Below are 21,541 nucleotides of genomic sequence, written 5' to 3'. Positions count from 1 at the left end.
GTCCTCATCCTGAGGAGACCGCTAAGCGGTCGTCTCGAAGGATGGCCGCGGGGACAGTCGGGCCTGCATGGTTCGAGACGGCGCTTCGCGCCTCCTCACCATGAGGGTTTGGTGGGGCGGGGAGCCGCTTGCAATTAGTACTCCCTTAACCAACCTGTCTCATCTTGCCAGGATGGTCTCCCGCGCGCGCCTGAAATCGATCCTGACCGGACTTGCCCTCTACGCGATGGCGGCCGCCATCGTCGGCTATTTCGGCGTCAACGCCTATACCGGCAAATACGGCCTCAACGCCCGCCAGGAGCTCGACCAGGAGATCATCGCGCTGACCAGCGAACTGGCCCAGCTCAAGCGTGAGCGCGTCAGGAGCGAGCAGCGGGTCTCGCTATTGCGGTCCGAGCGGATCGATCCCGACATGCTGGACGAGCGGGCGCGCTTCCAGCTCGACTACGTCAATCCGCGCGATCTCGTTCGGATGATCCCGGCGAAGTAGCGTTTTTCGCGAATTGCGAAACCGGCGCGAAAGCCGTTGCCGAAATCCCGCCTCTTGGCGCCATGCTCCTTCGAAGGTCGTAAGTCTGGAATCGGCTGGCCGCCTTGACGACGGCACCGCGGCAGGCTCATGGCTTGTGTAGCGCTCTTTCGAAGTTGACGCGGATCAAACGGGTGGCGCCGGCACGTTCTAGTCTGTCATCTGGAGGAAACTGTGATGAATGGGTCAATGCCCCGGCATCACGCGGCCCGTGTCGAGGCCGCCATCGCGTCAGGCCAGGCGGCACGATCCGCGCTCGTGGCCTCGTGGCGCCGTTCGTCCAGATTGCATCACCTCGATCCCGGCGGCCGCACCTCGCCGATGCGGCTGACCGAAGCCGAGCTGCTCCGGGCGCGCGAGCGCGTCGCGCCGCTGCTGGCGGCCGCGCAAGGCGCGATGGACCGGCTCTATCAGGCCGTCGGCGCCAGCGGTTGTTGCGTGCTGCTCGCCGACGGCGAGGGCGTGCCGGTCGACCGTCGCGGCACGCCGGCGGACGACGCGACGTTTCAGTCCTGGGGCCTGTGGACCGGTGCGCTCTGGAGCGAGGAGCATGAAGGCACCAACGGCATTGGCACCTGCCTCGTCGAGCAGCGTGCGCTGACGATCGACCGCGACCAGCATTTCTTCGCGCGCAACACGCTGCTAAGCTGCACCGCCGTTCCGATCTATGACCATGAGGCCGCGCTCGCCGGCGTGCTCGACGTCTCCTCCTGCCGCGCCGACCGCACCGACGCGTTCTCCAGCCTGATCGCGCTTGCGGCGGGCGAGGCGGCCAAGCGGATCGAAGCGGATCTGTTCCGCAAGGCGTTCGCCCATGCCCGCATCGTGCTGACGCAAGCCGCCGACGGCCAAGGCGGCGGCCTCGTCGCGGTCGATGCGGACGATCTCGTCATCGGTGCGACCCGCTCCGCCCGGGCGGCGCTCGGAATTGCCCCCGGCCGGGCCTTGCGGCCGGTGCCCGCAGCCGATCTGCTCGGCGGCGACGCCGCGCACGATCATCTTGCCGGCGGCCAGCGCGCGGTGGTGCAACGGGCATTGCTCCGCGCCGGCGGCAATGTCTCGGCGGCCGCCAAGGCCCTCGGAATCAGCCGCGCCACGCTGCATCGAAAGCTGAAGCGGTTCGGGCTGAACCACTGAGCCGAGGTTTACGCAAACTCCGATCTCGTGCCCCGGACGCTGCGCAGCGCGTCGTCCTTGCGACCTGGTGCGCTGCTGAGCCGGGGCCCATGCCTCCGCATACCTCCCGTGCCGCCTCTGAGTCCCGGCTCTGCGCAGCAACGCTTACGCGTTGCAGCTTGTCCGGGACACGATGGTGACGCCGCGTCCATGACCTGTCGCAGAACTGCGACAGGTCCGCTCCGCCATCGCTTTCCCCCTGGCTGACAGCGAACCCCTCCCGCGACATCGTCGGCGCAAGTCGTGAACACGCGACGAATTGCGCAAACAGCAATCAACGGGAGTGATCAATGAACAAGGTGGAATTCCTCAGCGTCACCAAGGTTCCCTTCGCCGAACGCTATGACAATTTCATCGGCGGCAAGTTCGTCGCGCCGATCTCCGGCAAATATTTCGACAACGCCTCGCCGGTGACCGGTCAGGTCGTCTGCAAGATCGCGCGCTCCGACGCGCAGGACGTCGAGGCGGCGCTCGATGCGGCGCATGCCGCCAAGGCGGCCTGGGGCCGCACCAGCGTCGCCGAGCGCGCCGCGGTCCTGAACCGGATCGCCGATCGCATGGAAGAGAATCTGGAGCGTCTCGCCATCGCCGAGACCTGGGACAACGGCAAGCCGATCCGTGAGACCCGCGCCGCCGACCTGCCGCTGGCGATCGACCATTTTCGCTATTTCGCCGGCGTGGTGCGCGCCCAGGAAGGCTCGATCGGCGAGATCGACCACGACACCATCGCCTATCATTTCCACGAGCCGCTCGGCGTGGTCGGCCAGATCATCCCCTGGAACTTCCCGCTGCTGATGGCCTGCTGGAAGCTCGCGCCCGCGCTCGCCGCCGGCAATTGCGTGGTGCTGAAGCCGGCCGAGCAGACCCCGGCCTCGATCATGGTCTGGGCTGAGATCATCGCCGACATCCTGCCGCCGGGCGTGCTCAACATCGTCAACGGCTTTGGCCTCGAGGCCGGCAAGCCGCTGGCCTCGAGCCCGCGCATTGCCAAGATCGCCTTCACCGGTGAGACCACGACGGGTCGGCTGATCATGCAGTACGCCAGCCAGAACCTCATCCCCGTCACGCTGGAGCTCGGCGGCAAGTCGCCGAACATCTTCTTCAAGGACGTCACCGCCGAGGACGACGATTTCTTCGACAAGGCGATCGAGGGCTTCGTCATGTTCGCGCTGAACCAGGGCGAGGTCTGCACCTGTCCGAGCCGCGCGCTGGTCCATTCCGACATCTATGACCGCTTCATGGAGCGAGCCTTGAAGCGCGTCGCTGCGATCACGCAGGGCGATCCGCGCGATGCCACCACCATGATCGGCGCGCAGGCCTCCGGCGAGCAGCTGGCGAAGATCCTGTCCTACATCGACATCGGCAAGCAGGAGGGCGCCAAGGTGCTCGCAGGCGGCGGACGGGCCGAGCTCGGCGGCGATCTCGCCGGCGGCTTCTACGTCAAGCCGACCGTGTTCGAGGGCCACAACAAGATGAGGATCTTCCAGGAAGAGATCTTCGGCCCAGTGGTCTCGGTCACGACCTTCAAGACCGACGACGAGGCGCTCGAGATCGCCAACGACACGCTCTACGGCCTCGGGGCCGGCGTCTGGAGCCGCGATGCCAACCGCTGCTACCGCTTCGGCCGGGCAATCCAGGCGGGCCGGGTCTGGACCAATTGCTACCACGCCTATCCCGCCCACGCGGCGTTCGGTGGCTACAAGCAGTCGGGCGTCGGTCGCGAGACCCACAAGATGATGCTCGATCATTATCAGCAGACCAAGAACCTCCTGGTCAGCTACAGCCCGAAGAAGCTCGGCTTCTTCTGATCGGGAATGCGGAGAGGGCGGCGCCATGTCCGGCGCCGTCCACTTCGACGACTGGGATCGGCATGGTGCATAGTTCTTGAGCTGGTCATATCGCCGCATCGTGACGCGTAGATTTGTTGCCCGATCGGCGCCAAAGATTTTCCAATATTTCGACCACGTTGCAGTGCGGCATAATGAAAGTCGTGGCATGCTGCCGCGGTGCTTTCCAAGGGCGTTTGAGTTGGGTTAGAGAGGGCACAAGTTTTCTCTGACCCGGAATTCCTATGGCCGCACCCAAGAAAGCCGCCGCAAGCCCTCCACAGGACAAGACCGACGGCGGTTCGCCTCCGGAATTCACGAGGGAACAGGAGCTCAAGGCGCTCCGCGACATGCTCCTGATCCGCAGGTTCGAGGAAAAGGCCGGCCAGCTCTACGGCATGGGTGCAATCGGCGGCTTCTGCCACCTCTATATCGGCCAGGAGGCCGTGGTGGTCGGCATGCAGATGGCCCTGAAGGAGGGCGATCAGGTCATCACCGGCTATCGCGATCACGGCCACATGCTTGCCACCGGCATGGACGCCAACGGCGTCATGGCCGAGCTCACGGGTCGCCGCGGCGGTTATTCCAAGGGCAAGGGCGGCTCCATGCACATGTTCAGCAAGGAGAAGCACTTCTACGGCGGTCACGGCATCGTCGGCGCCCAGGTCTCGCTCGGCACCGGTCTTGCCTTCGCCAATCATTATCGCGGCAACGATAATGTCAGCGTCACCTATTTCGGCGACGGCGCGGCCAACCAGGGCCAGGTCTATGAGAGCTTCAATATGGCGGAGCTCTGGAAGCTGCCGGTGATCTACGTCATCGAGAACAACCGCTACGCCATGGGCACCTCGGTCTCGCGCGCCTCGGCGCAGCAGGATTTCTCCAAGCGCGGCGCGTCCTTCAACATCCCCGGCAAGCAGATCGATGGCATGGACGTTCGCGCCGTCAAGGCTGCGGGCGAGGAGGCGGCGGCCTGGTGCCGCGCCGGCAAGGGGCCCTTCATCCTGGAGATGCAGACCTATCGCTACCGCGGGCACTCGATGTCCGATCCTGCAAAATATCGCACACGCGAGGAGGTCGAGAAGGTCCGCCACGACCAGGACCCGATCGAGCAGGTGCGCAACCGCCTGTTGGCCGCCAAGGTCAGCGAGGCCGACCTCAAGGCGATCGACGCCGAGGTGCGCGACATCGTCAACGCCTCCGCCGATTTCGCCCAGCATGATCCCGAGCCGGATGCCGCCGAGCTCTGGACCGACGTCTACCGCTGAACGCGCGCAAGCTTTCCTTGGAGAAGATATGCCAATTCAAGTGCTGATGCCCGCGTTGTCGCCCACGATGGAGAAGGGCAACCTCGCCAAATGGCTGAAGAAAGAGGGCGAAGCGATCAAGTCGGGTGACGTGATCGCGGAGATCGAGACTGACAAGGCGACCATGGAGGTCGAGGCGACCGACGAGGGCACGCTCGGCAAGATCCTGATCCCCGAGGGCACCGCCGATGTCGCGGTGAACACGCCGATCGCAACCATTCTCGCCGACGGCGAGAGCGCGGCCGATCTCGCCAAGGCGTCCGCGCCGGCGAAGCAGGAGAAAGCGGCGGAGTCCGCACCGCCCGCCGCCGCCAAGTCCGAGGCGCCTCAGCCCAAGGAGCCTCAGCGCAAGGCTGCGCCGGCGCCGCAGGCCGTTGCCGAACCCGATCCGGAAGTGCCCGCGGGCACCGAGATGATCACGCAGACCATCCGCGAAGCCTTGCGCGATGCCATGGCCGAAGAGATGCGCCGCGATGCCGACGTGTTCGTGATGGGCGAGGAGGTCGCCGAATATCAGGGCGCCTACAAGGTCACCCAAGGGCTGCTCCAGGAATTCGGCGCCAAGCGCGTGATCGATACGCCGATCACCGAGCACGGCTTTGCCGGCGTCGGCGTCGGTGCCGCGATGGCTGGCCTCAAGCCCATCGTCGAGTTCATGACCTTCAACTTCGCCATGCAGGCGATCGACCAGATCATCAACTCCGCCGCCAAGACGCTCTACATGTCCGGCGGCCAGATGGGCTGCTCGATCGTGTTCCGAGGCCCCAACGGTGCGGCTGCGCGCGTCGCCGCCCAGCACAGCCAGGATTACTCGGCCTGGTACTCGCACGTGCCCGGGCTCAAGGTCGTCGCGCCGTATTCGGCCGCCGATGCCAAGGGCCTGCTCAAGGCCGCGATCCGCGATCCCAATCCGGTGATCTTCCTCGAGAACGAGGTGCTCTACGGCCACACCGGCGAAGTCCCCAAGCTGGAGGATTTCATCATCCCGATCGGCAAGGCGCGCATCGTGCGCGCCGGCAGCCATGTCACGATCATCTCCTGGTCGAACGGCATGACCTATGCGCTGAAGGCCGCCGACGAGCTCGCCAAGGACGGCATCGAGGCCGAGGTGATCGACCTGCGTACGCTGCGCCCGATGGACACCGAGACCATCGTCAACTCGGTGAAGAAGACCGGGCGTGCGGTGACGGTGGAAGAGGGCTGGGCGCAGAGCGGCGTCGGCGCCGAGATCGCCGCGCGCATCATGGAGAACGCCTTCGATTATCTGGACGCGCCGGTGACGCGCGTTTCCGGCAAGGACGTGCCGATGCCGTATGCGGCGAACCTGGAGAAGCTCGCGCTGCCGTCGGCGGCCGAGGTCGTCGAGGCCGCCAAAGCCGTCTGCTACAGGTAGACCATGGCGGGCCCCAAGGAGCAGCCACTGCCGCCCGACGTCATGGCCCGCGACGATGCGGTCGAGATCCTGCGCGTGTTCGTGCTGGACGGCGGGCTGTCGATGGCGTTCCAGCGCGCCTTCGAGGAGCCCGACATGTGGGGCCTCCTGCTCGTCGATCTCGCCCGCCATGCCGCGCGCGCCTATGCGCGCGAGAGCGAATACACCGAGGAGGACGCGTTGAACCGGATCCTCGAGATGTTCCAGGCCGAGATCGAGCGTCCCACCGACACCGGCACGACGACGCCGCGCGGCAAGGGGCACTGATCGTGGCGATTGAATCCTATCATTTCGATTTCATGCTGGAGGCGATCCGCGAGGCCGAGGCTTCGATCGCGCAAGGCGGCCTGCCGATCGGCGCGGTGCTGACGCGCGACAACAAGATCATCGCCCGCGGCCACAACAACCGCGTGCAGGAGAACAATCCGATCCTGCACGGCGAGATGAGCTGCCTGCGCGAGGCCGGCGCGATCTCGTTTCACGACACCGTCATGTACACCACATTGTCGCCGTGCTCGATGTGCGCGGGTGCGCTCGGGCTGTTCAAGGTCAAGCTGGTGGTGATCGGAGAATCCGTCACCTTCGAAGGCTCCAAGGACATCCTCGACAAGTTCGGTATCCCCTGGATCGACCTTGCCGACGACCGCTCCATCACCATGATGAAGAATTGGCGTTCCATCCCTGCCAATGAGCGCCTGTGGCAGGGCGACATCGGCAACTAAACCTGGTCGTCTTCGCTGTCGAAAGACGACGTTTTGCAAAGTTCTTCTTGAGGTCAGCATGCCCATCAACATCCTGATGCCCGCTCTCTCGCCGACGATGGAGAAGGGCAACCTCGCCAAATGGCTGAAGAAGGAAGGCGACAAGGTCAAGTCCGGCGACGTGATCGCCGAGATCGAGACCGACAAGGCGACCATGGAGGTCGAGGCCATCGACGAGGGCACGATCGCCAAGATCCTGGTGCCCGAGGGCACGCAGGACGTCCCGGTCAACGACGTGATCGCGGTGCTTGCCGGCGAGGGCGAGGACGTGAAGGCCGCGGGGAGCGCCAAGCCGAGCGCTTCGGCCGCGCCGCCGAAAGCGGAGAAGCCCGCTGAAGCTCCTGCTGCTGCGCCAGCTCCCGCGCCCGCACCTGCCGCGCTCAAGGCCGCTCCGCCGCCTGCGGCTCCCGCGCCGCAGGCCGCAGCTCCGGCCGCGCAGAGCAACGGCCATGGCGGCCGTGTGTTCTCGTCACCGCTGGCGCGACGCCTCGCCAAGGAAGCCGGCATCGACGTCGGCATGGTCACCGGCACCGGTCCGCACGGCCGCGTGGTCGCACGCGACGTCGAGCAGGCCAAATCGGGCAAGGGTCTCAAGGCACCCGCCGCAACCCCGTCGGGCGCGCCCGCGATCGCGCCCACCATGTCGGACAAGCAGATCCTGTCGCTGTTCGAGCCGGGCTCCTACGAGATCGTCCCGCATGACGGCATGCGCCGCACCATCGCGCAGCGCCTGACCGCCTCGATCCAGAACGTCCCGCACTTCTACCTCACCATCGACTGCGACATCGGCAAGCTGCTCACTGCCCGCGAGGAGATCAATGCCGCAGCTCCCAAGGACAAGGAGAAGAAGCCGCTCTACAAGATCTCGGTCAACGACTTCGTCATCAAGGCGATGGCGGTGGCGCTGCAGAAGATCCCGAACTGCAACGTCAGCTGGACCGAAAGCGGCATGGTCAAGCATCACCATTCCGACGTCGGCGTTGCCGTCGCGATGCCGGGCGGCCTGATTACGCCGATCATCCGCAAGGCCGAGACCAAGACGCTCTCGACCATCTCCAACGAGATGAAGGATTTTGCCGCGCGCGCACGCTCGCGCAAATTGAAGCCCGAGGAATACCAGGGCGGCACCACCGCCGTCTCCAACCTCGGCATGTACGGCATCAGCCACTTCACAGCCGTGATCAACCCGCCGCATGCGACCATCCTGGCGGTCGGCACCAGCGAGGAACGTCCCGTCGTGCGCGGCGGCAAGATCGAGATCGCGCACATGATGAGCGTGACCTTGTCCTGCGATCACCGCGCCATCGACGGTGCGCTCGGCGCCGAGCTGATCGGCGCCTTCAAGCAGCTGATCGAAAACCCCGTCATGATGATGGTTTGACGCGGCGGCAGAGGGGGCAACCTTGCATGTCCGAACCCGCTGGCCATGGATATCGCTGCTGCTCGGCGCGGTCGTCGCGCTCAACCCGGTTGGGCTCGATTTTCTTCGGTCCGCCTTCTTCTCGGGGGAGCAGCTGTCGCGGAACATCGCTCAACCGATCGTGTTGAGCGCGCTGGCCATTCTGGTCCTGATCGGGATCATTGAATGGCTGGTCAGATTGATTGTCTTCAAGCGCCGCGCCCGCGGCGCCTCTTGAGTTGAACGGGAGCCGCCATGGCCGACACATCCTTCGACGTCATCATCATCGGCTCCGGTCCCGGCGGCTACGTCACTGCGATCCGCGCCGCGCAGCTCGGCTTCAAGACCGCGATCGTCGAAAAGTCCTACCTCGGCGGCATCTGCCTGAACTGGGGCTGCATCCCGACCAAAGCGCTGCTGCGTTCGGCCGAGATCTATCACTACATGCAGCACGCCAAGGATTATGGCCTGTCGGCAGAGAAGATCTCGTTCGATCCGAAAGCCGTGGTGCAGCGCTCGCGCGGCGTCTCCAAGCGCCTCAACGACGGTGTCGGCTTCCTGATGAAGAAGAACAAGGTCAGCGTGATCTGGGGCGCCGCCTCGATCGACGCGCCCGGCAAGGTCACCGTAAAGAAGTCCGACGTCGAAGCGCCGAAGGGCGCGCTGGGCGAGGGGAGCTATCAGGCCAAGCACATCATCGTCGCAACCGGCGCACGGCCGCGCGTGTTGCCGGGGCTCGAGCCCGACAAGAAGCTGGTCTGGACCTATTTCGAGGCGATGGTGCCGGAGCGGATGCCGAAGTCGCTGCTGGTGGTCGGCTCCGGCGCGATCGGAATCGAGTTCGCCTCGTTCTTCCACACCATGGGAAGCGATGTCACCGTGGTCGAGGTGCTGCCGCAGATCCTGCCGGTCGAGGACGCCGAGATCGCAGGCCTCGCGCGCAAGCGGCTCGAGAAGCAGGGCATCAAGATCATGTCCTCGACCAAAGTGACCAAGCTCGAGAAGAAGGCCGACAGCGTCGTCGCCACCATCGACGACGGCAAGGGCAAGCCGGTCACGACCGAGTTCGAGCGCGTGATCTCGGCGGTCGGCGTCGTCGGCAACATCGAGAATCTCGGCCTGGAAAAGCTCGGGGTGAAGACCGACCGCGGCATCATCGTCGTGGACGGCTACGGCAAGACCAACGTTCCCGGCATCTACGCTATCGGCGACGTCGCGGGTCCCCCCATGCTCGCGCACAAGGCCGAGCATGAGGGCGTGATCTGCGTCGAGGCGATCAAGGGCCTCAACCCGCATCCCATGGACAAGAATCTGATCCCGGGCTGCACCTATTGCCAGCCGCAGGTCGCCTCGGTCGGCCTCACGGAAGCCAAGGCCAAGGAGAACGGCCGCGAGATCCGCGTCGGCCGCTTCCCCTTCGTCGGCAACGGCAAGGCCATCGCGCTCGGCGAGGACCAGGGCCTCGTCAAGGTCATCTTCGACAAGAAGACCGGCCAGCTGCTCGGGGCCCACATGGTCGGCGCGGAGGTCACCGAGCTGATCCAGGGTTACGTCGTCGCCATGAATTTGGAGACGACGGAAGAGGAGCTGATGCACGCCGTGTTCCCGCATCCGACCCTGTCGGAGATGATGAAGGAAGCCGTGCTGGATGCGTATGGGCGGGTGTTGAACATATGACGACTGCCGTCATTGCGAGCGAAGCGAAGCAATCCAGACTGCCTCCGCGGAAAGCGTCTGGATTGCTCCGTCGCACCAGCGCAAAATTGCTTCGCAATTTTGTCGCGGGCTCCTCGCAATGACGCGTGGAAGAGCGGTTTGAACAAGCAAGAAGAAAGAAGCAGCATGCGCGACAACGACAACCTCACCATCGAACGCTCGACCTTCGTCACCCATCTCGAATGCGCGATGGAGGGCGATCACTACGCCGCCGACCAGGTCCATAATCTCTCCAAGGCCGGCAAGCCGTTGCTGGTGCGCTACGATCTTGCGGGCGTGAAGAAGGCGCTGACCAAGGACGCCCTCGCGCAGCGGCCGGGCGACATGTGGCGCTACCGCGAGCTCTTGCCGGTGCGCAAGTGCCAGGACATCGTCTCGCTCGGCGAGGTCACCACGCCGCTGATCCGGCTGCCCAAATTGGCTAAGAAGCTCGGCGGCGGCGAGATCATCGTCAAGGACGAGGGACGGCTGCCGACCGGCTCGTTCAAGGCGCGCGGCCTCGTCATGGCGGTGTCGATGGGCAAGGCGCTCGGCATCAAGCACATGGCGATGCCGACCAACGGCAATGCTGGCGCAGCGCTGGCGGCCTACGCCACGAGCTGCGGCATCAAGACCACGATCTTCTGCCCGGCGGATACGCCAGAGGTGAACGTCAGCGAGATCGAGCTGCAGGGCGCCACGGTCTACCGCGTCAACGGCTATATCGACGATTGCGGCAAGATCGTCGGCGAGGGCAAGGCCAAGGTCGGCTGGTTCGACACCTCGACCTTGAAGGAGCCGTACCGTATCGAGGGCAAGAAGACGATGGGCCTCGAGCTCGCCGAGCAGCTCGGCTGGGACGTGCCGGACGTGATCTTCTATCCGACCGGCGGCGGCACCGGCCTGATCGGCATGTGGAAGGCGTTCGACGAGCTGGAGAAGATCGGCTTCATCGGCTCAAAGCGCCCGCGCATGGTCGCGGTGCAGGCCTCCGGCTGCGCGCCGATGGTGCGGGCCTTTGAGGCCGGCACCGAGCACGCGACGCGCTGGGAGGACGCCCACACCATCGCTTCTGGCATCCGCGTGCCGCAGGCGATCGGCGATTTCCTGATCCTGCGCGCGGTGCGCGAGAGCAAGGGCTTTGCCATCGCGGTCGACGACGACAAGATCTCGGCGGCATTGAACGAAGTCGCGCGCGAGGAGGGGCTGCTGCTCTGTCCCGAGGGCGCCGCCACCTACGCCGCCTACAAGGAGAGCCTTGCCGACGGCCGCGTCTCGAAGGGGGACCGCGTCATGCTGTTCAACTGCGCCACCGGCCTGAAATATCCGCTGCCGCCGGTCACCCGCACGCTCGACCGCCACAAGCCGATCGATTACGCGCAGTTCTAGCGCGGGATAGGCTACGCACGATCCCTCTTCCCGTACGCGGGCAGAGGGCCAAAAAACAACAAAGACATCGCTGGGGAGAAGACAATGACGAAGGCCGTCTGGGCTGCGCTGTTTGCTGTTCTCGCTGCTGTCGGCGCCGCGCGCGCCGATGACTATCCCACCCGTCCGATCACCATCATCGTGCCGTTCGCGGCGGGCGGACCGTCCGATGCGATGGCGCGCGTGCTTGCCGAGCGCATGCGGGTGCCGCTCGGCCAGCCCGTGGTGATCGAGAACGTCACCGGCGCCGGCGGCTCGATCGGCGTCGGCCGCGCCGTGCAATCGCCGCCGGACGGCTACACCATCTCGTTCGGCCATCTCGGCACCCACGTCGCCAACGGCGCCGTCTACAAGCTCAAGTTCGATCTCGTCGCCGATCTCGAGCCGGTGGTGCTGCTGCCGAGCAATCCGATGATGGTCGTCAGCAAGAATGCGGTGCCCGCGACGTCGCTGAAGGAGCTGATCGAGTGGCTGAAATCGCGCAGCTCGGCGCCGACGGCGGGCACCGCCGGCGCCGGCTCCGGCAGCCACATTGCCGGCGTCTATTTGGAAAGCATCTCCGGCGTCAAGCTGCAATACGTGCCGTATCGCGGCACCGCGCCCGCGCTGAACGACCTGATCGCCGGCCAGATCGACATCATGGTCGACCAGGCCTCCAACTCGATCGGTCAGGTCCGCGCCGGCACCATCCGCGCCTACGGCATCACCGACAGCAAGCGCCTGGCCTCGGCGCCGGAGATCCCGACCGTGGAGGAGGCGGGCCTGAAGGGCTTCAACATGACGCTGTGGTCGGGCATGTGGGTTCCGAAGGGCACGCCGAAGGAGATCGTGGCAAAGCTCAACGCCGCGGCCGTGGAAGCGCTGAACGATCCCGCCGTGAGGAAGCAGCTCGAAAACCAGGGTCTGGAGATGACGCCGAAGGACCAGCTCGCCCCCGAAGCGCTCGGCACAAGGCAGAAGGCCGAGATCGCAAAATGGTGGCCGATCATCAAGGCGGCGAACATCAAGGTGGATTGAGATGCTGTCGTAGGGTGGGCAAAGCGCAGCGTGCCCACCAAACGATCGTGGGCACGGCGCTTGCGCGCTTTTGCCCACCCTACGAGGCCGGCGCTTAATCCACCGGCATCGCGCTGGCATCCTTCGTCACGACGCGTTCGTCGCTCTTGCCGGCGACCATGCTGCTATCCTCGAACCGCGCGCGATAGACCAGCACGTTCTCGATCACGCGCTGGACGTAGTTGCGCGTCTCCGACAGCGGGATGCGCTCGACCCAGTCGACCGGGTCGACCTTGGGATCCCGGGGGTCGCCACGCGCCTGCACCCAATCGCGCACGCGGCCGCGGCCGGCATTGTAGCCGGCGAAGGTCATGATCTGGTTGCCGCGATATTCCGAGAAGAGCGCGCTGAGCTCGGCGGCGCCCATCTGCGTGTTGTAGACGGGATCGGAGACCATCCTGTCCCAATCGTAAGTCAGGCCGAAGCGCTTTGCGGTGTCGCGTCCCGCTACCGGCGTCACCTGCATCAGCCCGACCGCGTTGGCATGCGATTTGTCGCGCTGCTCGAACGAGCTCTCGGTGCGCGCCACCGAATAGATCACGCTGGTATCGATCGCGGGCGCGACCTGCTTGTGCTCGGGGATACCGATGGTGGGAAAGGCGTAATGGTCGAGCGCGAGCCCGCGCGACAGCGCCGTCTTGCCGACCTCCAGCATCACGCGGGCATCGTTGCGACGCCGGGCGAGCTCGCCGAGCGCTTCGAGCGCGGCGACGTCGGTGCTCTCCTTGGCAAAGTCCTCGGCGTAATAGAACACCAGGTCGCGCTCGCCGATGCCGTAGAGCATGTCGGCGGCGCGCACGCGCTCGTCCGCGGGTGGCGTATCTGCGGCGGCCAGGACATGCGCGGGCGCACGCAGCTCGACGCGGTCGAGGCCGAGCTTGGCGCGCGCCAGCTGGCCGTAATAGGCGGTCGGATAGCGCGAGGCCGCCCGATAGCTCATGCGCGCATCGGCCGTAGCACCCATCGCCTCGGCGGCGCGGCCGCGCCAGTAATGGGCGCGCGACAGCGCGATCGGATTGGCCGAGCCCTCGTCGACGGCGACGAAGTGCACCATCGCCGTCCTGGGATCGTCGAGGAAGCGTAGCGCGATCCAGCCGCACATGAAATGATAGTCGACGCGATAGACTTCCTTGTCCGGCACCGCAGCCGTGCGCACCACGTCATAGGCGGTCTTGAACTTGCCCTGGTCGAGCAGCTTGCGCGCAAGCATGCGCCGCTCGCGCCACCAGGCATCGGTGTCCTGCGCCGCCATGGTCTCGGGTGCAGCGGCCAGGATCACCTCGGCGGCATCGTCGATACGATCGTTCTGAAGGTGCCATTGAGCGCGGCATAGCTCATAGCCGAGATCGCGCCGCGCTTCGCCCGGCACGTCCTCGAGATAATCCTTGGCCTTGCTGGCCTTGCCGGTCACGGCGGCGCAGGCCTTGACGATCGCGAGCGCGTCCTCGCCGAGCCGTTTCGCGGCGCGCCGCGCAGCCGCGTAATCCTTGGCACCGAGCCGCTTGTCCATGCGGGCGCGATGATCGTCCGCGGTGAGGAGATCTCCGAACGCGTCGTAGGAATCCTGCTCGCTGCGCTCGGACAATTCGTCCGTGCGCCAGGCCTCGCGCACCAGATGCGCGGCCCGATCGGTATCGCCTTCAGCGCGCAGCACGCGGGCGAGCGCGAACTTGCCCTTGGCGCTGATCGGCCGGTCCATGGTGAATTTGTGCACGGTGGCTGCGTCGCTCTTCTCCTGCCACAGCCGCGCCTCGGCACGGCGGCGCAGCAGCGTGCGGCTCGGCCAGTCCGGATTGGCCGCGAGGAACGCGGCGTAGCGCTTGAAATTCGCCGTGCTCTCGGAATGGCGCAGCATGAACCAGTCCGCGAGCTTCTGCCCGGCGGGATCGGCAATGCGCTCGCGCGCCGCGCTAGCATCCTCGCCCTTGCCCTTGCGCGTGAGGTCGATCGCGTCCTTCAGCGCGGCGAGGTCGCCGGTCAGCGGCGGCACAGCCGGTTTGCTGGAAGGCTCGTCGATGGTCTTCGACTTGCGCTTGGCCTCGGCGTGCTTGCCGTGGCGCGACTTCGCCGAGGACTTCGCCGCGGCGTGACGCTGCTTGCCGGCTTTCGCCTCATGCGTCTTCTTCGGCGTGGACGATTTGTGACTGCTTTTTGCCGCCAGCCCGGTGGGAACGAGAGCCAATGCGGCCACGGCAACGACACACGCGAGCGAGCGTAGGCACTGGTTCATTCCATGGTCCCCCTGCGAAACCACCACAAACCAAGGTCCGCGACGACATGCGGCTTGAGAATCAAGATACCGGATACGATGCCACGGCATCGTCCCGCATTCCTCACGCTGTCGCAACAATGCGGCGAAATACGGATGTACTGGGGAACTCCGGGAACGGAGGCGTGGCCGCCCTTAAATCTTTATTAACGATCCGGGCGTGCGCGACGGCGAAGACGGTTCAAGGCGCCGGAAGGAACCAGATTGCGCGTGTTCCCGCGGCCGGATCGGTGTATGGAGTTCCATCCCTCCATCCTTTTGGCCTTTGCCCGCACCTATGCCGATTTTCAACCAGTCGATCCGGCACAAGATCGTCGGCATCGCCCTCGGACTGATCGTCCTGATGCTGGTCACCTCGATCCTGTCGATGGTGATGTCGAGCCAGGTCGGCATCCTGCTGGACGAGCTGACCAATCGCTACATCCCGGCCTACAGCCATCTGGCCCGCGCCAACATCAATTCGCTGGAGCGCGCGCTGGCGCTACGGCGGATGGTCATGACCAAGATGGAGGCGCCATCGGACGAGCAGGCCTATGCGGCGCGGCTTCGCGATTTCGAGGAATCCGACCGCAAGATCGAGGAGGGCGCCGAGGCCGCACGCAAGCTCATCAACGCGATCATCGACGACCCCAAGACCTATTCCGACAATGCCGCGCTGGGACGGATCGATATCCGCATCGAGACCGCCGTCACCGAGCTGCGCCGCGACCTGAACGAGGACCATGCGAAGCTGCTCAAGCAGGTCGACGCCAGGCAGATGACGGAGGCCCGCGGCACGCTTGAGCACATCGACGTGGTGCGCGATCAGTTCAACCGCAAGGTCGATGCGATCCGCGCCGACATGCTGACGCAGGTCTTCTTCTCGACCTCGCAGGTGATCGGCCGCCAGCATCAGGCGATCGTCGTCTCGGGCCTGGTGACGCTGCTCGCGGCGGTCGTCGGCTTCGTCTTTGCGCTGATGGTGTCCAGCGGCATCACCCGCCCGGTGCGGCTGCTGCTCGCCGGCACCCGCGAGGTCGAGGCAGGCCGCTTCGACAAGACCATCACCGTCTCCACCCAGGACGAGATCGGCGAGCTCGCCGCGGCCTTCAACCGCATGACCGAGCAGCTCAGGCACAACGAGCGCATCCGCGAGACCTTTGGCCGCTACATCGATCCCAAGGTGGTGCAGGGGCTGATCGACCGGCCGGAGGTCGCGATCGACGGCGAGCGCCGGGTCATGACCATCATGTTCTGCGACATGAGCGGCTTCACCTCGATGAGCGAGGGCATGACGCCGCGCGGCCTCGTCAAGGTGATGAACCATTATTTCACGGTGATGTCCGCACCCGTCAGGAACAATCGCGGCATCATCGACAAATACATCGGCGATGCCATCATGTCCTATTGGGGGCCGCCCTTCATCGAGGACGACGAGCAGGCGCTGCTTGCCGGCACCGCGGCGATCGAGATGGCCGATCAGGTGCCCGCGCTGCAGCGGCAGCTGCCCGACCTGCTCGGCATCCGCGCCATGCCCGCGCCGTGCGATTTGCGGATCGGCATCGCCACCGGCGAGGTGCTGACCGGCAGCATCGGCTCCGAGCTGATGATGAGCTTCACCGTGATGGGCGATGCCGTGAACCTGGCCTCGCGGCTGGAAGCGGTCAACAAGGTCTACGGCACCCGCATCCTGATCTCGCAGGCCACCGCCGAGGCGATCGGATCGCGGCTCGAGCTGCGCGAGATCGATCGCCTGGCGGTCGCCGGCCAGAGCGCGCCGCAGCCGATCTTCGAGGTGATGGCGAGGGCGGGCGGGCTCACCGATGCGCAAGCCAGCCTGCGCACGCACTATGCCGAGGCGCTCGCCGCCTATCGTATCAGGCGCTTCGATGCGGCGCGCGCTGCCTTCAACGCGGCCCTCGAAGCCGTTCCCGGTGACGGGCCCTCGCGCACGATGCTCGGCCGCATCGCGCAGCTCGAGGCGAGCCCGCCCGACGAGGGATGGGACGACGCCTGGCGTCTCGACAACAAATAGGCTGCCCGCACCGGAAAAATTGCTTCTGCTCGATAACGATGTTCGCCGTGACCTATTTCCCGGGCTTAGGTTGGATGTCCTTGAGGCGTTTGATGGGGACACGCCGATGCCAGAACTTCAGGACAGGCTGGAACGGTTTGAAACGCTCACCGCCGAATGCGAGCTGATCGCCAAGCTCGCCACCGACGGCAGCAAGCGCGAATTCTATCTGAAGCTTTCGGAGCAGTACCGGCAGTTGGCGGTCGACATGCGGCAGGCGATCGCGACCGAGGCTGCGGCCTGAGGCCGGCTGCAATCCGTTCTTAAGGTTTGGCGCGCATCCTGATGGCATGCGGGCGTCGCTGACCGGCGCTGCCCGTGGTGGGAAGGCCGGGGTTCGTTGCAATACAGCGCACACCGGAACGTCATTGTCGTGACAGACAGGGCAATCCCATGCGCCTCGTTGTTGTGATCATGTTCGCGCTCATGACGGCGGCCTGCGACCAGGAGCAGGACATCACCGGCTCGACGACGCCGGCCTGCCCCTTGCGGACCTACAGCTACAATCCCCGCGACCTGAACCAGTGCGTCAACGCCTGCAAGGCATGCGATCGCGGCACCACCGTCACCTGCTCGACCTCCTGCACCCTCAAGGGCGCGCGCTGAGATCCAGCGGCGGCGGGAACGGCGAGCGCGAGATCGCCTCGTTCGCGGGCAGGGCTGTCGCATATGGCTCTCCGTGACAGCTGAGCGCACGCCTCGTCCTTCGAGACGACCGCTCCGCGGTCTCCTCAGGATGAGGCTAAGCAGCAGTTTTGCCTACGAAATGGCTGCCACGCACTCCGACCTCATCCTGAGGGCCCGCCGGAGGCGGGCGTCTCGAAGGATGGCCGCAAGTGAGCTTCTGGTCACGTTGTGACGATATGCGATTGCCCTGCGCTCGCGAGGGAGCTCCGGCGGTGCTTGGGCACCGGAACGATTCACTTGGGTTAATCATTCAAGAGGCGGCAGGACGTGGAGTCCGATGGAAATGGGTATGCTCGATCCCGGTCGATTTCTGGTGTCGTGCTCGCATTGCGAGGCCTGGCCGATGGCCGCCAATGTGAAGCGGTCGAGCTGGTCGGCGTCTCCGCATGAGGTCCGCTTCGTCTGCACGCGCTGCCGCCGCGAGGAAACCGCGATCGTCTCGGCGTCCGGCGAACTGACCCCGGTCAAGCGCGTTGATGTTCCGCCACGCGATGTCACGGCCGCCTGGGCCCAGGCGCAACGTCCGCGCGGACGGACCTGAACGCCGCCTAACGGTCGATTGACACGCTGCCGGGGCGACACGTAAATGGCCGGCGACGGTTCTCCTCACGGAGATCAAAAGGGAATGTGGTGCGGGATGTCCCAATGCCGGGATCTATCTCAACGCCACGGCTGCCCCCGCAACTGTAAGCGGTGAATCTTTCGTCCTGTGCCACTGGGAATCTCGGTCCTGGGAAGGCGACGCAAGGTAACGACCCGCGAGCCAGGAGACCTGCCGTCAGCCGTGGTCACACGCGAAGATGTCGGTCGGGGAGTACAGACATTGGCTTCATCGGAGCAGTCCGCCGCTCTGCCGTGAAACCTCGTTCGCTGTGACGTGCCACTGACGTCATACCGAGGTTACAACAATGTCTCGTCTCGTTTCTGCCGCCTGGCGCCTCAGCGCCGGCCTGCTCGCGTCCGTCTCGTTCCATTCGCTCGATCTATCCTCCGCCTTCGCCCAGCAGGGGCTTGCTGAGCAATTGCCGCCGATCGAGGTGAGCAAGCCCGCCGATCAGAATCGCACGCGGGCGAGGGCGACCGGTGAGGGCGAGGCGACGCGGCCGCGGCGCACCGCGAACCTCGCGCCGGCAGGCGATGGCACCGGCTCATCCGGCTCGGGCTCGGAGGCTGTCGCCGGCGGCGGTGGTATCGTCGGGGCCGCCACGACCGTGATCACGGCCGCGGATATCGCGCATTCGCCGTCGCAGGCGCTTGCCGAGATCATCGCCACGCAGGTGCCGGGAGCCCAGATCACGACGTTCTATGGCGGCCAGATCGGCGCCAAGACCAGCGTGGACCTGCGCGGCTTCGGCGCCTTCGCCACCGCCAACACGCTGATGCTGGTCAACGGCCGGCGGCTCAACGACGTCGACATGGCGCAGGTGGACCTCTCCACCATCCCGCTCAATTCCATCGAGCGCATCGAGATCACGCGCGGCAATTCCGGCGCGGTGCTCTACGGCGACAACGCGGTCGGCGGCGTGATCAACATCGTCACCAGGACCGGCGCCGGCGGACCGCCCGTGACTGCGCGCATCGAGGCCGGCTTCGGCTCGTTCAACACCCGGCTCGGCAACGTCTCGACCGCGCTCAATTCCGGTCCATGGTCGACCTCGTTCTACGGCAATGCCGTCAGGGCCGACGGCTATCGCGACAACAATCGCTATTCCCAGCAGAACGGTGTCGGCAATCTCAATTACACCACGCCAGGCCTGAGCGCGTTTCTCACCGTCACCGGCGACAATCAGGAGCTGCGGCTGCCGGGCGGCCGCACCGTCGATCCCTCGATCGGCCTCGACGAGCTCAGGACCAACCGCCGAGGCACCAGCACGCCGTTCAATGCCGCCAACCAGCAGGGCTTCAGCGCGACGGCCGGGTTCACCAAGACCCTGGTCAACGGCGTCGATCTCATCGTCGACGGCGGTGTGCGCGACAAGAAGCAGCAGAGCACGTTCTTCTCCAGCCCGATGCCGGTTCCGGCCTTCTTCACCTCGACTTATGTCGAGTCCCATCTGACCAATTGGTCGATCACGCCGCGGCTCAGCGTGAAGAGCCTGCTGCTCGGCCTGCCGTCGCAACTCCTGACCGGCATCGATTACTACGATGCGGGCTTTGAGCAGGACCGCGGCGCCGGGCAGGGGCTCGCCGCCTGGCACAATTACGACCTCAGGCAGCAGACGGTCGCCGGTTATTTCCAGCACACATTGAGCGTGCTGCCCACGACCGACGTCTCCTACGGCGCGCGGGTGCAGAACGTCCGTCTTGCGGCACGCGACAATTTCGACGCGGCGGCGCCGTTCAATGCCGATATCGGTGCGCTGCCGCTGACGAGCGACGAGACCCAATATGCGCTGCATCTCGGGGCCGAGCATCGTCTCAACGAGGTGGTCTCGCTGTTCGCTCGTGCCGCGCGCGCTTTCCGCACGCCTGACGTCGATGAGCGCCTGTCCTCGGGGCCGTCCTTCGATCCCCTGACCTTCGCCGCGATCCCGCAAACGTTCCAGCTCAAGACCCAGACCTCGCAGGACATCGAGGGCGGTCTGCGCATCAAGGGCGGCGGTCTGCAGCTGCAGAGCAGTCTCTATCTGATGGACCTCACCAACGAGGTCCATTTCAACCCGGTCCTGTTCTACAACACCAATCTCGACCCGACCCGGCGCTACGGCTCGGAGACCAGTCTGTCCTATCGCGTCAACGACGCCCTGCTGCTGCGCTCCGGCATGGCCTATACCCGCGCGGTCTTCCGCGACGGCGCCTGGGCCGGCAACGACGTGCCGCTGGTGTCGCGCTATACGGCGAGTGCAGGTGTCAGCTGGAACATCTGGCAGAACTACCTGGTGCTCGATGCCACCGCGCGCTTCTGGAGCGAGCGGCGCATGGACAACGACCAGGCGGGCACCCAGAAGCCGATCCCGGCCGGCGGCACGATCGATCTCAAGCTCAGTGGCCAGGTTGAGCGCTATTTCTGGTCGCTCAGCATCAACAACGTGCTGAACGCGCTCTACTACGACTACGCCATCGCCAGCACTTTCACGGACGGCCGCTTCAGTGCCTATCCGCTGCCCGGCCGCACCTATCTGCTCAAGGCCGGCGCCACGTTCTGATCTCAAATGGAACGGCATCCGAAACAGAAGGAATTCACCCATGCTTCCTGACGTCATGGCTCGCAGCATCCAGCTGCCTCACGACGGCCGTCTCCGGCTTCAGCCGGTCGCGCCGCGCCTTGCGCCCATGTTCTGCTTTGCGCTGCTGACGGCGTCATGCGCGCTGGCCAGCTTTGCGTTCGCCTGCGCAACGCCGTTCGCGGCCTTCGCCGTCGTGGCCGCGGCGATGCTGCCGCTGCGTCCAGCGCTGCTCGTCGTCATCGGCGCCTGGCTCGTGAACCAGACCATTGGTTTCGGCGTGCTGCATTATCCCGTTGACGCCGGCACCATCGCCTGGGGCTTGGCCATCGGTGTGGCTGCGTTGCTGTCGACCGCGGCCTCGTCGACGGTGCTCGGCCTGCTGCCCCAGCACCGCACGCCGCTGCTGCTCGCGATCATGCTCGTCGTCGCCTATGGGATTTACGAGCTCGCGCTGCTCGCCCCAACGCCGTTCCTCGGCGGCGAGGGCGCCTTCACCGCCGCGATCGTGATGCGCATCGGCCTGACCAGCGCCGTCTGGCTCGCCAGCCTCGTCGCCGTCTGCGAGATCGTCCGTCTGGTCGATCCGTTCGGCCGCAAGGGCGCGACGTCGGCGTGAGTGCTTCTCGTAGCCCGGATGGAGCGCAGCGCAATCCGGGATCGCGCATTCGGCATCTCGCATCGTCCCGGATTACGCTATCGCTCCATCCGGGCTACGGCACCGTGCCTGTGTCGCCCTCTGTCAATCCATCCGCGTGA

The 21,541-nt window shown here is 65.5% G+C and carries 19 protein-coding genes and 1 riboswitch; of the genes, 18 read left to right on the top strand and 1 reads right to left on the bottom strand.

All coding sequences use genetic code 11. The annotated features are described in order from the left end of the window. The first annotated feature begins 172 nt into the window (after window positions 1-172). The 12 genes from DCM79_RS11505 (at window position 173) to DCM79_RS11450 (ending at window position 12,570) form a co-directional block, all read left to right on the top strand. Window positions 173-490: a septum formation initiator family protein gene (locus DCM79_RS11505; RefSeq protein ID WP_028136207.1), complete on the top strand. Its 318-nt coding sequence runs from the start codon at window positions 173-175 to the stop codon at window positions 488-490. A 216-nt stretch (window positions 491-706) separates the two neighbouring features. Then, on the top strand, window positions 707-1,666 hold the full coding sequence (locus DCM79_RS11500; protein WP_257179939.1) for a GAF domain-containing protein: 960 nt from the start codon (window positions 707-709) through the stop codon (window positions 1,664-1,666). A gap of 329 nt (window positions 1,667-1,995) precedes the next feature. After that, a complete protein-coding gene (gene adh / locus DCM79_RS11495) occupies window positions 1,996-3,513 on the top strand; it encodes an aldehyde dehydrogenase (RefSeq protein WP_257179938.1) in 1,518 nt (505 codons plus the stop codon). A gap of 263 nt (window positions 3,514-3,776) precedes the next feature. Beyond that, the gene (gene pdhA / locus DCM79_RS11490) at window positions 3,777-4,799 is read left to right on the top strand and encodes a pyruvate dehydrogenase (acetyl-transferring) E1 component subunit alpha (RefSeq protein ID WP_028136210.1); all 1,023 of its coding nucleotides are present in this window, start codon (window positions 3,777-3,779) and stop codon (window positions 4,797-4,799) included. Window positions 4,800-4,827: 28 nt separating this feature from the next. Beyond that, window positions 4,828-6,231 carry a pyruvate dehydrogenase complex E1 component subunit beta gene (locus DCM79_RS11485; protein WP_257179937.1) on the top strand — a complete coding sequence of 468 codons (1,404 nt, stop codon included), beginning with the start codon at window positions 4,828-4,830 and terminating at the stop codon, window positions 6,229-6,231. A 3-nt stretch (window positions 6,232-6,234) separates the two neighbouring features. Further along, entirely contained in the window at window positions 6,235-6,537 is a 303-nt protein-coding gene (locus tag DCM79_RS11480) for a DUF5076 domain-containing protein (RefSeq protein ID WP_028136212.1), read from the top strand. A gap of 2 nt (window positions 6,538-6,539) precedes the next feature. Further along, window positions 6,540-6,992: a nucleoside deaminase gene (locus DCM79_RS11475; protein ID WP_194393784.1), complete on the top strand. Its 453-nt coding sequence runs from the start codon at window positions 6,540-6,542 to the stop codon at window positions 6,990-6,992. A gap of 58 nt (window positions 6,993-7,050) precedes the next feature. Next, the gene (locus DCM79_RS11470) at window positions 7,051-8,412 is read left to right on the top strand and encodes a pyruvate dehydrogenase complex dihydrolipoamide acetyltransferase (RefSeq protein ID WP_257179936.1); all 1,362 of its coding nucleotides are present in this window, start codon (window positions 7,051-7,053) and stop codon (window positions 8,410-8,412) included. A 22-nt stretch (window positions 8,413-8,434) separates the two neighbouring features. Continuing rightward, window positions 8,435-8,668 (top strand): hypothetical protein, encoded by a 234-nt coding sequence (locus DCM79_RS11465; RefSeq protein ID WP_257179935.1) that lies wholly within the window; start codon window positions 8,435-8,437, stop codon window positions 8,666-8,668. 17 nt (window positions 8,669-8,685) lie between these two features. Continuing rightward, on the top strand, window positions 8,686-10,107 hold the full coding sequence (gene lpdA / locus DCM79_RS11460) for a dihydrolipoyl dehydrogenase (protein ID WP_257179934.1): 1,422 nt from the start codon (window positions 8,686-8,688) through the stop codon (window positions 10,105-10,107). A 165-nt stretch (window positions 10,108-10,272) separates the two neighbouring features. After that, window positions 10,273-11,514, top strand: coding sequence for a threonine synthase (locus DCM79_RS11455; protein ID WP_257179933.1), 1,242 nt, complete (start codon window positions 10,273-10,275; stop codon window positions 11,512-11,514). Between the two features lie 84 nt (window positions 11,515-11,598). Further along, entirely contained in the window at window positions 11,599-12,570 is a 972-nt protein-coding gene (locus DCM79_RS11450; RefSeq protein WP_257179932.1) for a tripartite tricarboxylate transporter substrate binding protein BugD, read from the top strand. Window positions 12,571-12,664: 94 nt separating this feature from the next. Here the strand turns inward: DCM79_RS11450 and DCM79_RS11445 are convergent, their stop codons facing one another. Beyond that, entirely contained in the window at window positions 12,665-14,839 is a 2,175-nt protein-coding gene (locus DCM79_RS11445; protein ID WP_257179931.1) for a lytic transglycosylase domain-containing protein, read from the bottom strand. A gap of 316 nt (window positions 14,840-15,155) precedes the next feature. On the opposite strand from DCM79_RS11445, the gene DCM79_RS11440 reads away from it, so the two are divergent. The 6 genes from DCM79_RS11440 to DCM79_RS11415 all read left to right on the top strand — a co-directional run bounded on the left by DCM79_RS11440 (window position 15,156) and on the right by DCM79_RS11415 (window position 21,401). After that, the gene (locus DCM79_RS11440; protein ID WP_257179930.1) at window positions 15,156-16,892 is read left to right on the top strand and encodes an adenylate/guanylate cyclase domain-containing protein; all 1,737 of its coding nucleotides are present in this window, start codon (window positions 15,156-15,158) and stop codon (window positions 16,890-16,892) included. A 106-nt stretch (window positions 16,893-16,998) separates the two neighbouring features. Further along, a complete protein-coding gene (locus tag DCM79_RS11435) occupies window positions 16,999-17,175 on the top strand; it encodes a hypothetical protein (RefSeq protein ID WP_196236021.1) in 177 nt (58 codons plus the stop codon). A 149-nt stretch (window positions 17,176-17,324) separates the two neighbouring features. Beyond that, window positions 17,325-17,537 (top strand): hypothetical protein, encoded by a 213-nt coding sequence (locus DCM79_RS11430; RefSeq protein ID WP_257179929.1) that lies wholly within the window; start codon window positions 17,325-17,327, stop codon window positions 17,535-17,537. A gap of 358 nt (window positions 17,538-17,895) precedes the next feature. Beyond that, window positions 17,896-18,159 (top strand): hypothetical protein, encoded by a 264-nt coding sequence (locus DCM79_RS11425; RefSeq protein ID WP_257179928.1) that lies wholly within the window; start codon window positions 17,896-17,898, stop codon window positions 18,157-18,159. Window positions 18,160-18,198: 39 nt separating this feature from the next. After that, window positions 18,199-18,413, top strand: a riboswitch (cobalamin riboswitch). Window positions 18,414-18,526: 113 nt separating this feature from the next. Then, window positions 18,527-20,764: a TonB-dependent receptor gene (locus tag DCM79_RS11420; RefSeq protein ID WP_257179927.1), complete on the top strand. Its 2,238-nt coding sequence runs from the start codon at window positions 18,527-18,529 to the stop codon at window positions 20,762-20,764. Window positions 20,765-20,819: 55 nt separating this feature from the next. Then, on the top strand, window positions 20,820-21,401 hold the full coding sequence (locus DCM79_RS11415; protein WP_257180741.1) for a hypothetical protein: 582 nt from the start codon (window positions 20,820-20,822) through the stop codon (window positions 21,399-21,401). Window positions 21,402-21,541: the final 140 nt, after the last annotated feature.

It is taken from the genome of Bradyrhizobium sp. WBOS07 (genome assembly GCF_024585165.1).
GTDB classification, from domain to species: domain Bacteria; phylum Pseudomonadota; class Alphaproteobacteria; order Rhizobiales; family Xanthobacteraceae; genus Bradyrhizobium; species Bradyrhizobium japonicum_B.
The sequence above is the reverse complement of the archived record's forward strand: the minus strand, read 5'-3'. Positions and strand labels throughout refer to the sequence as shown.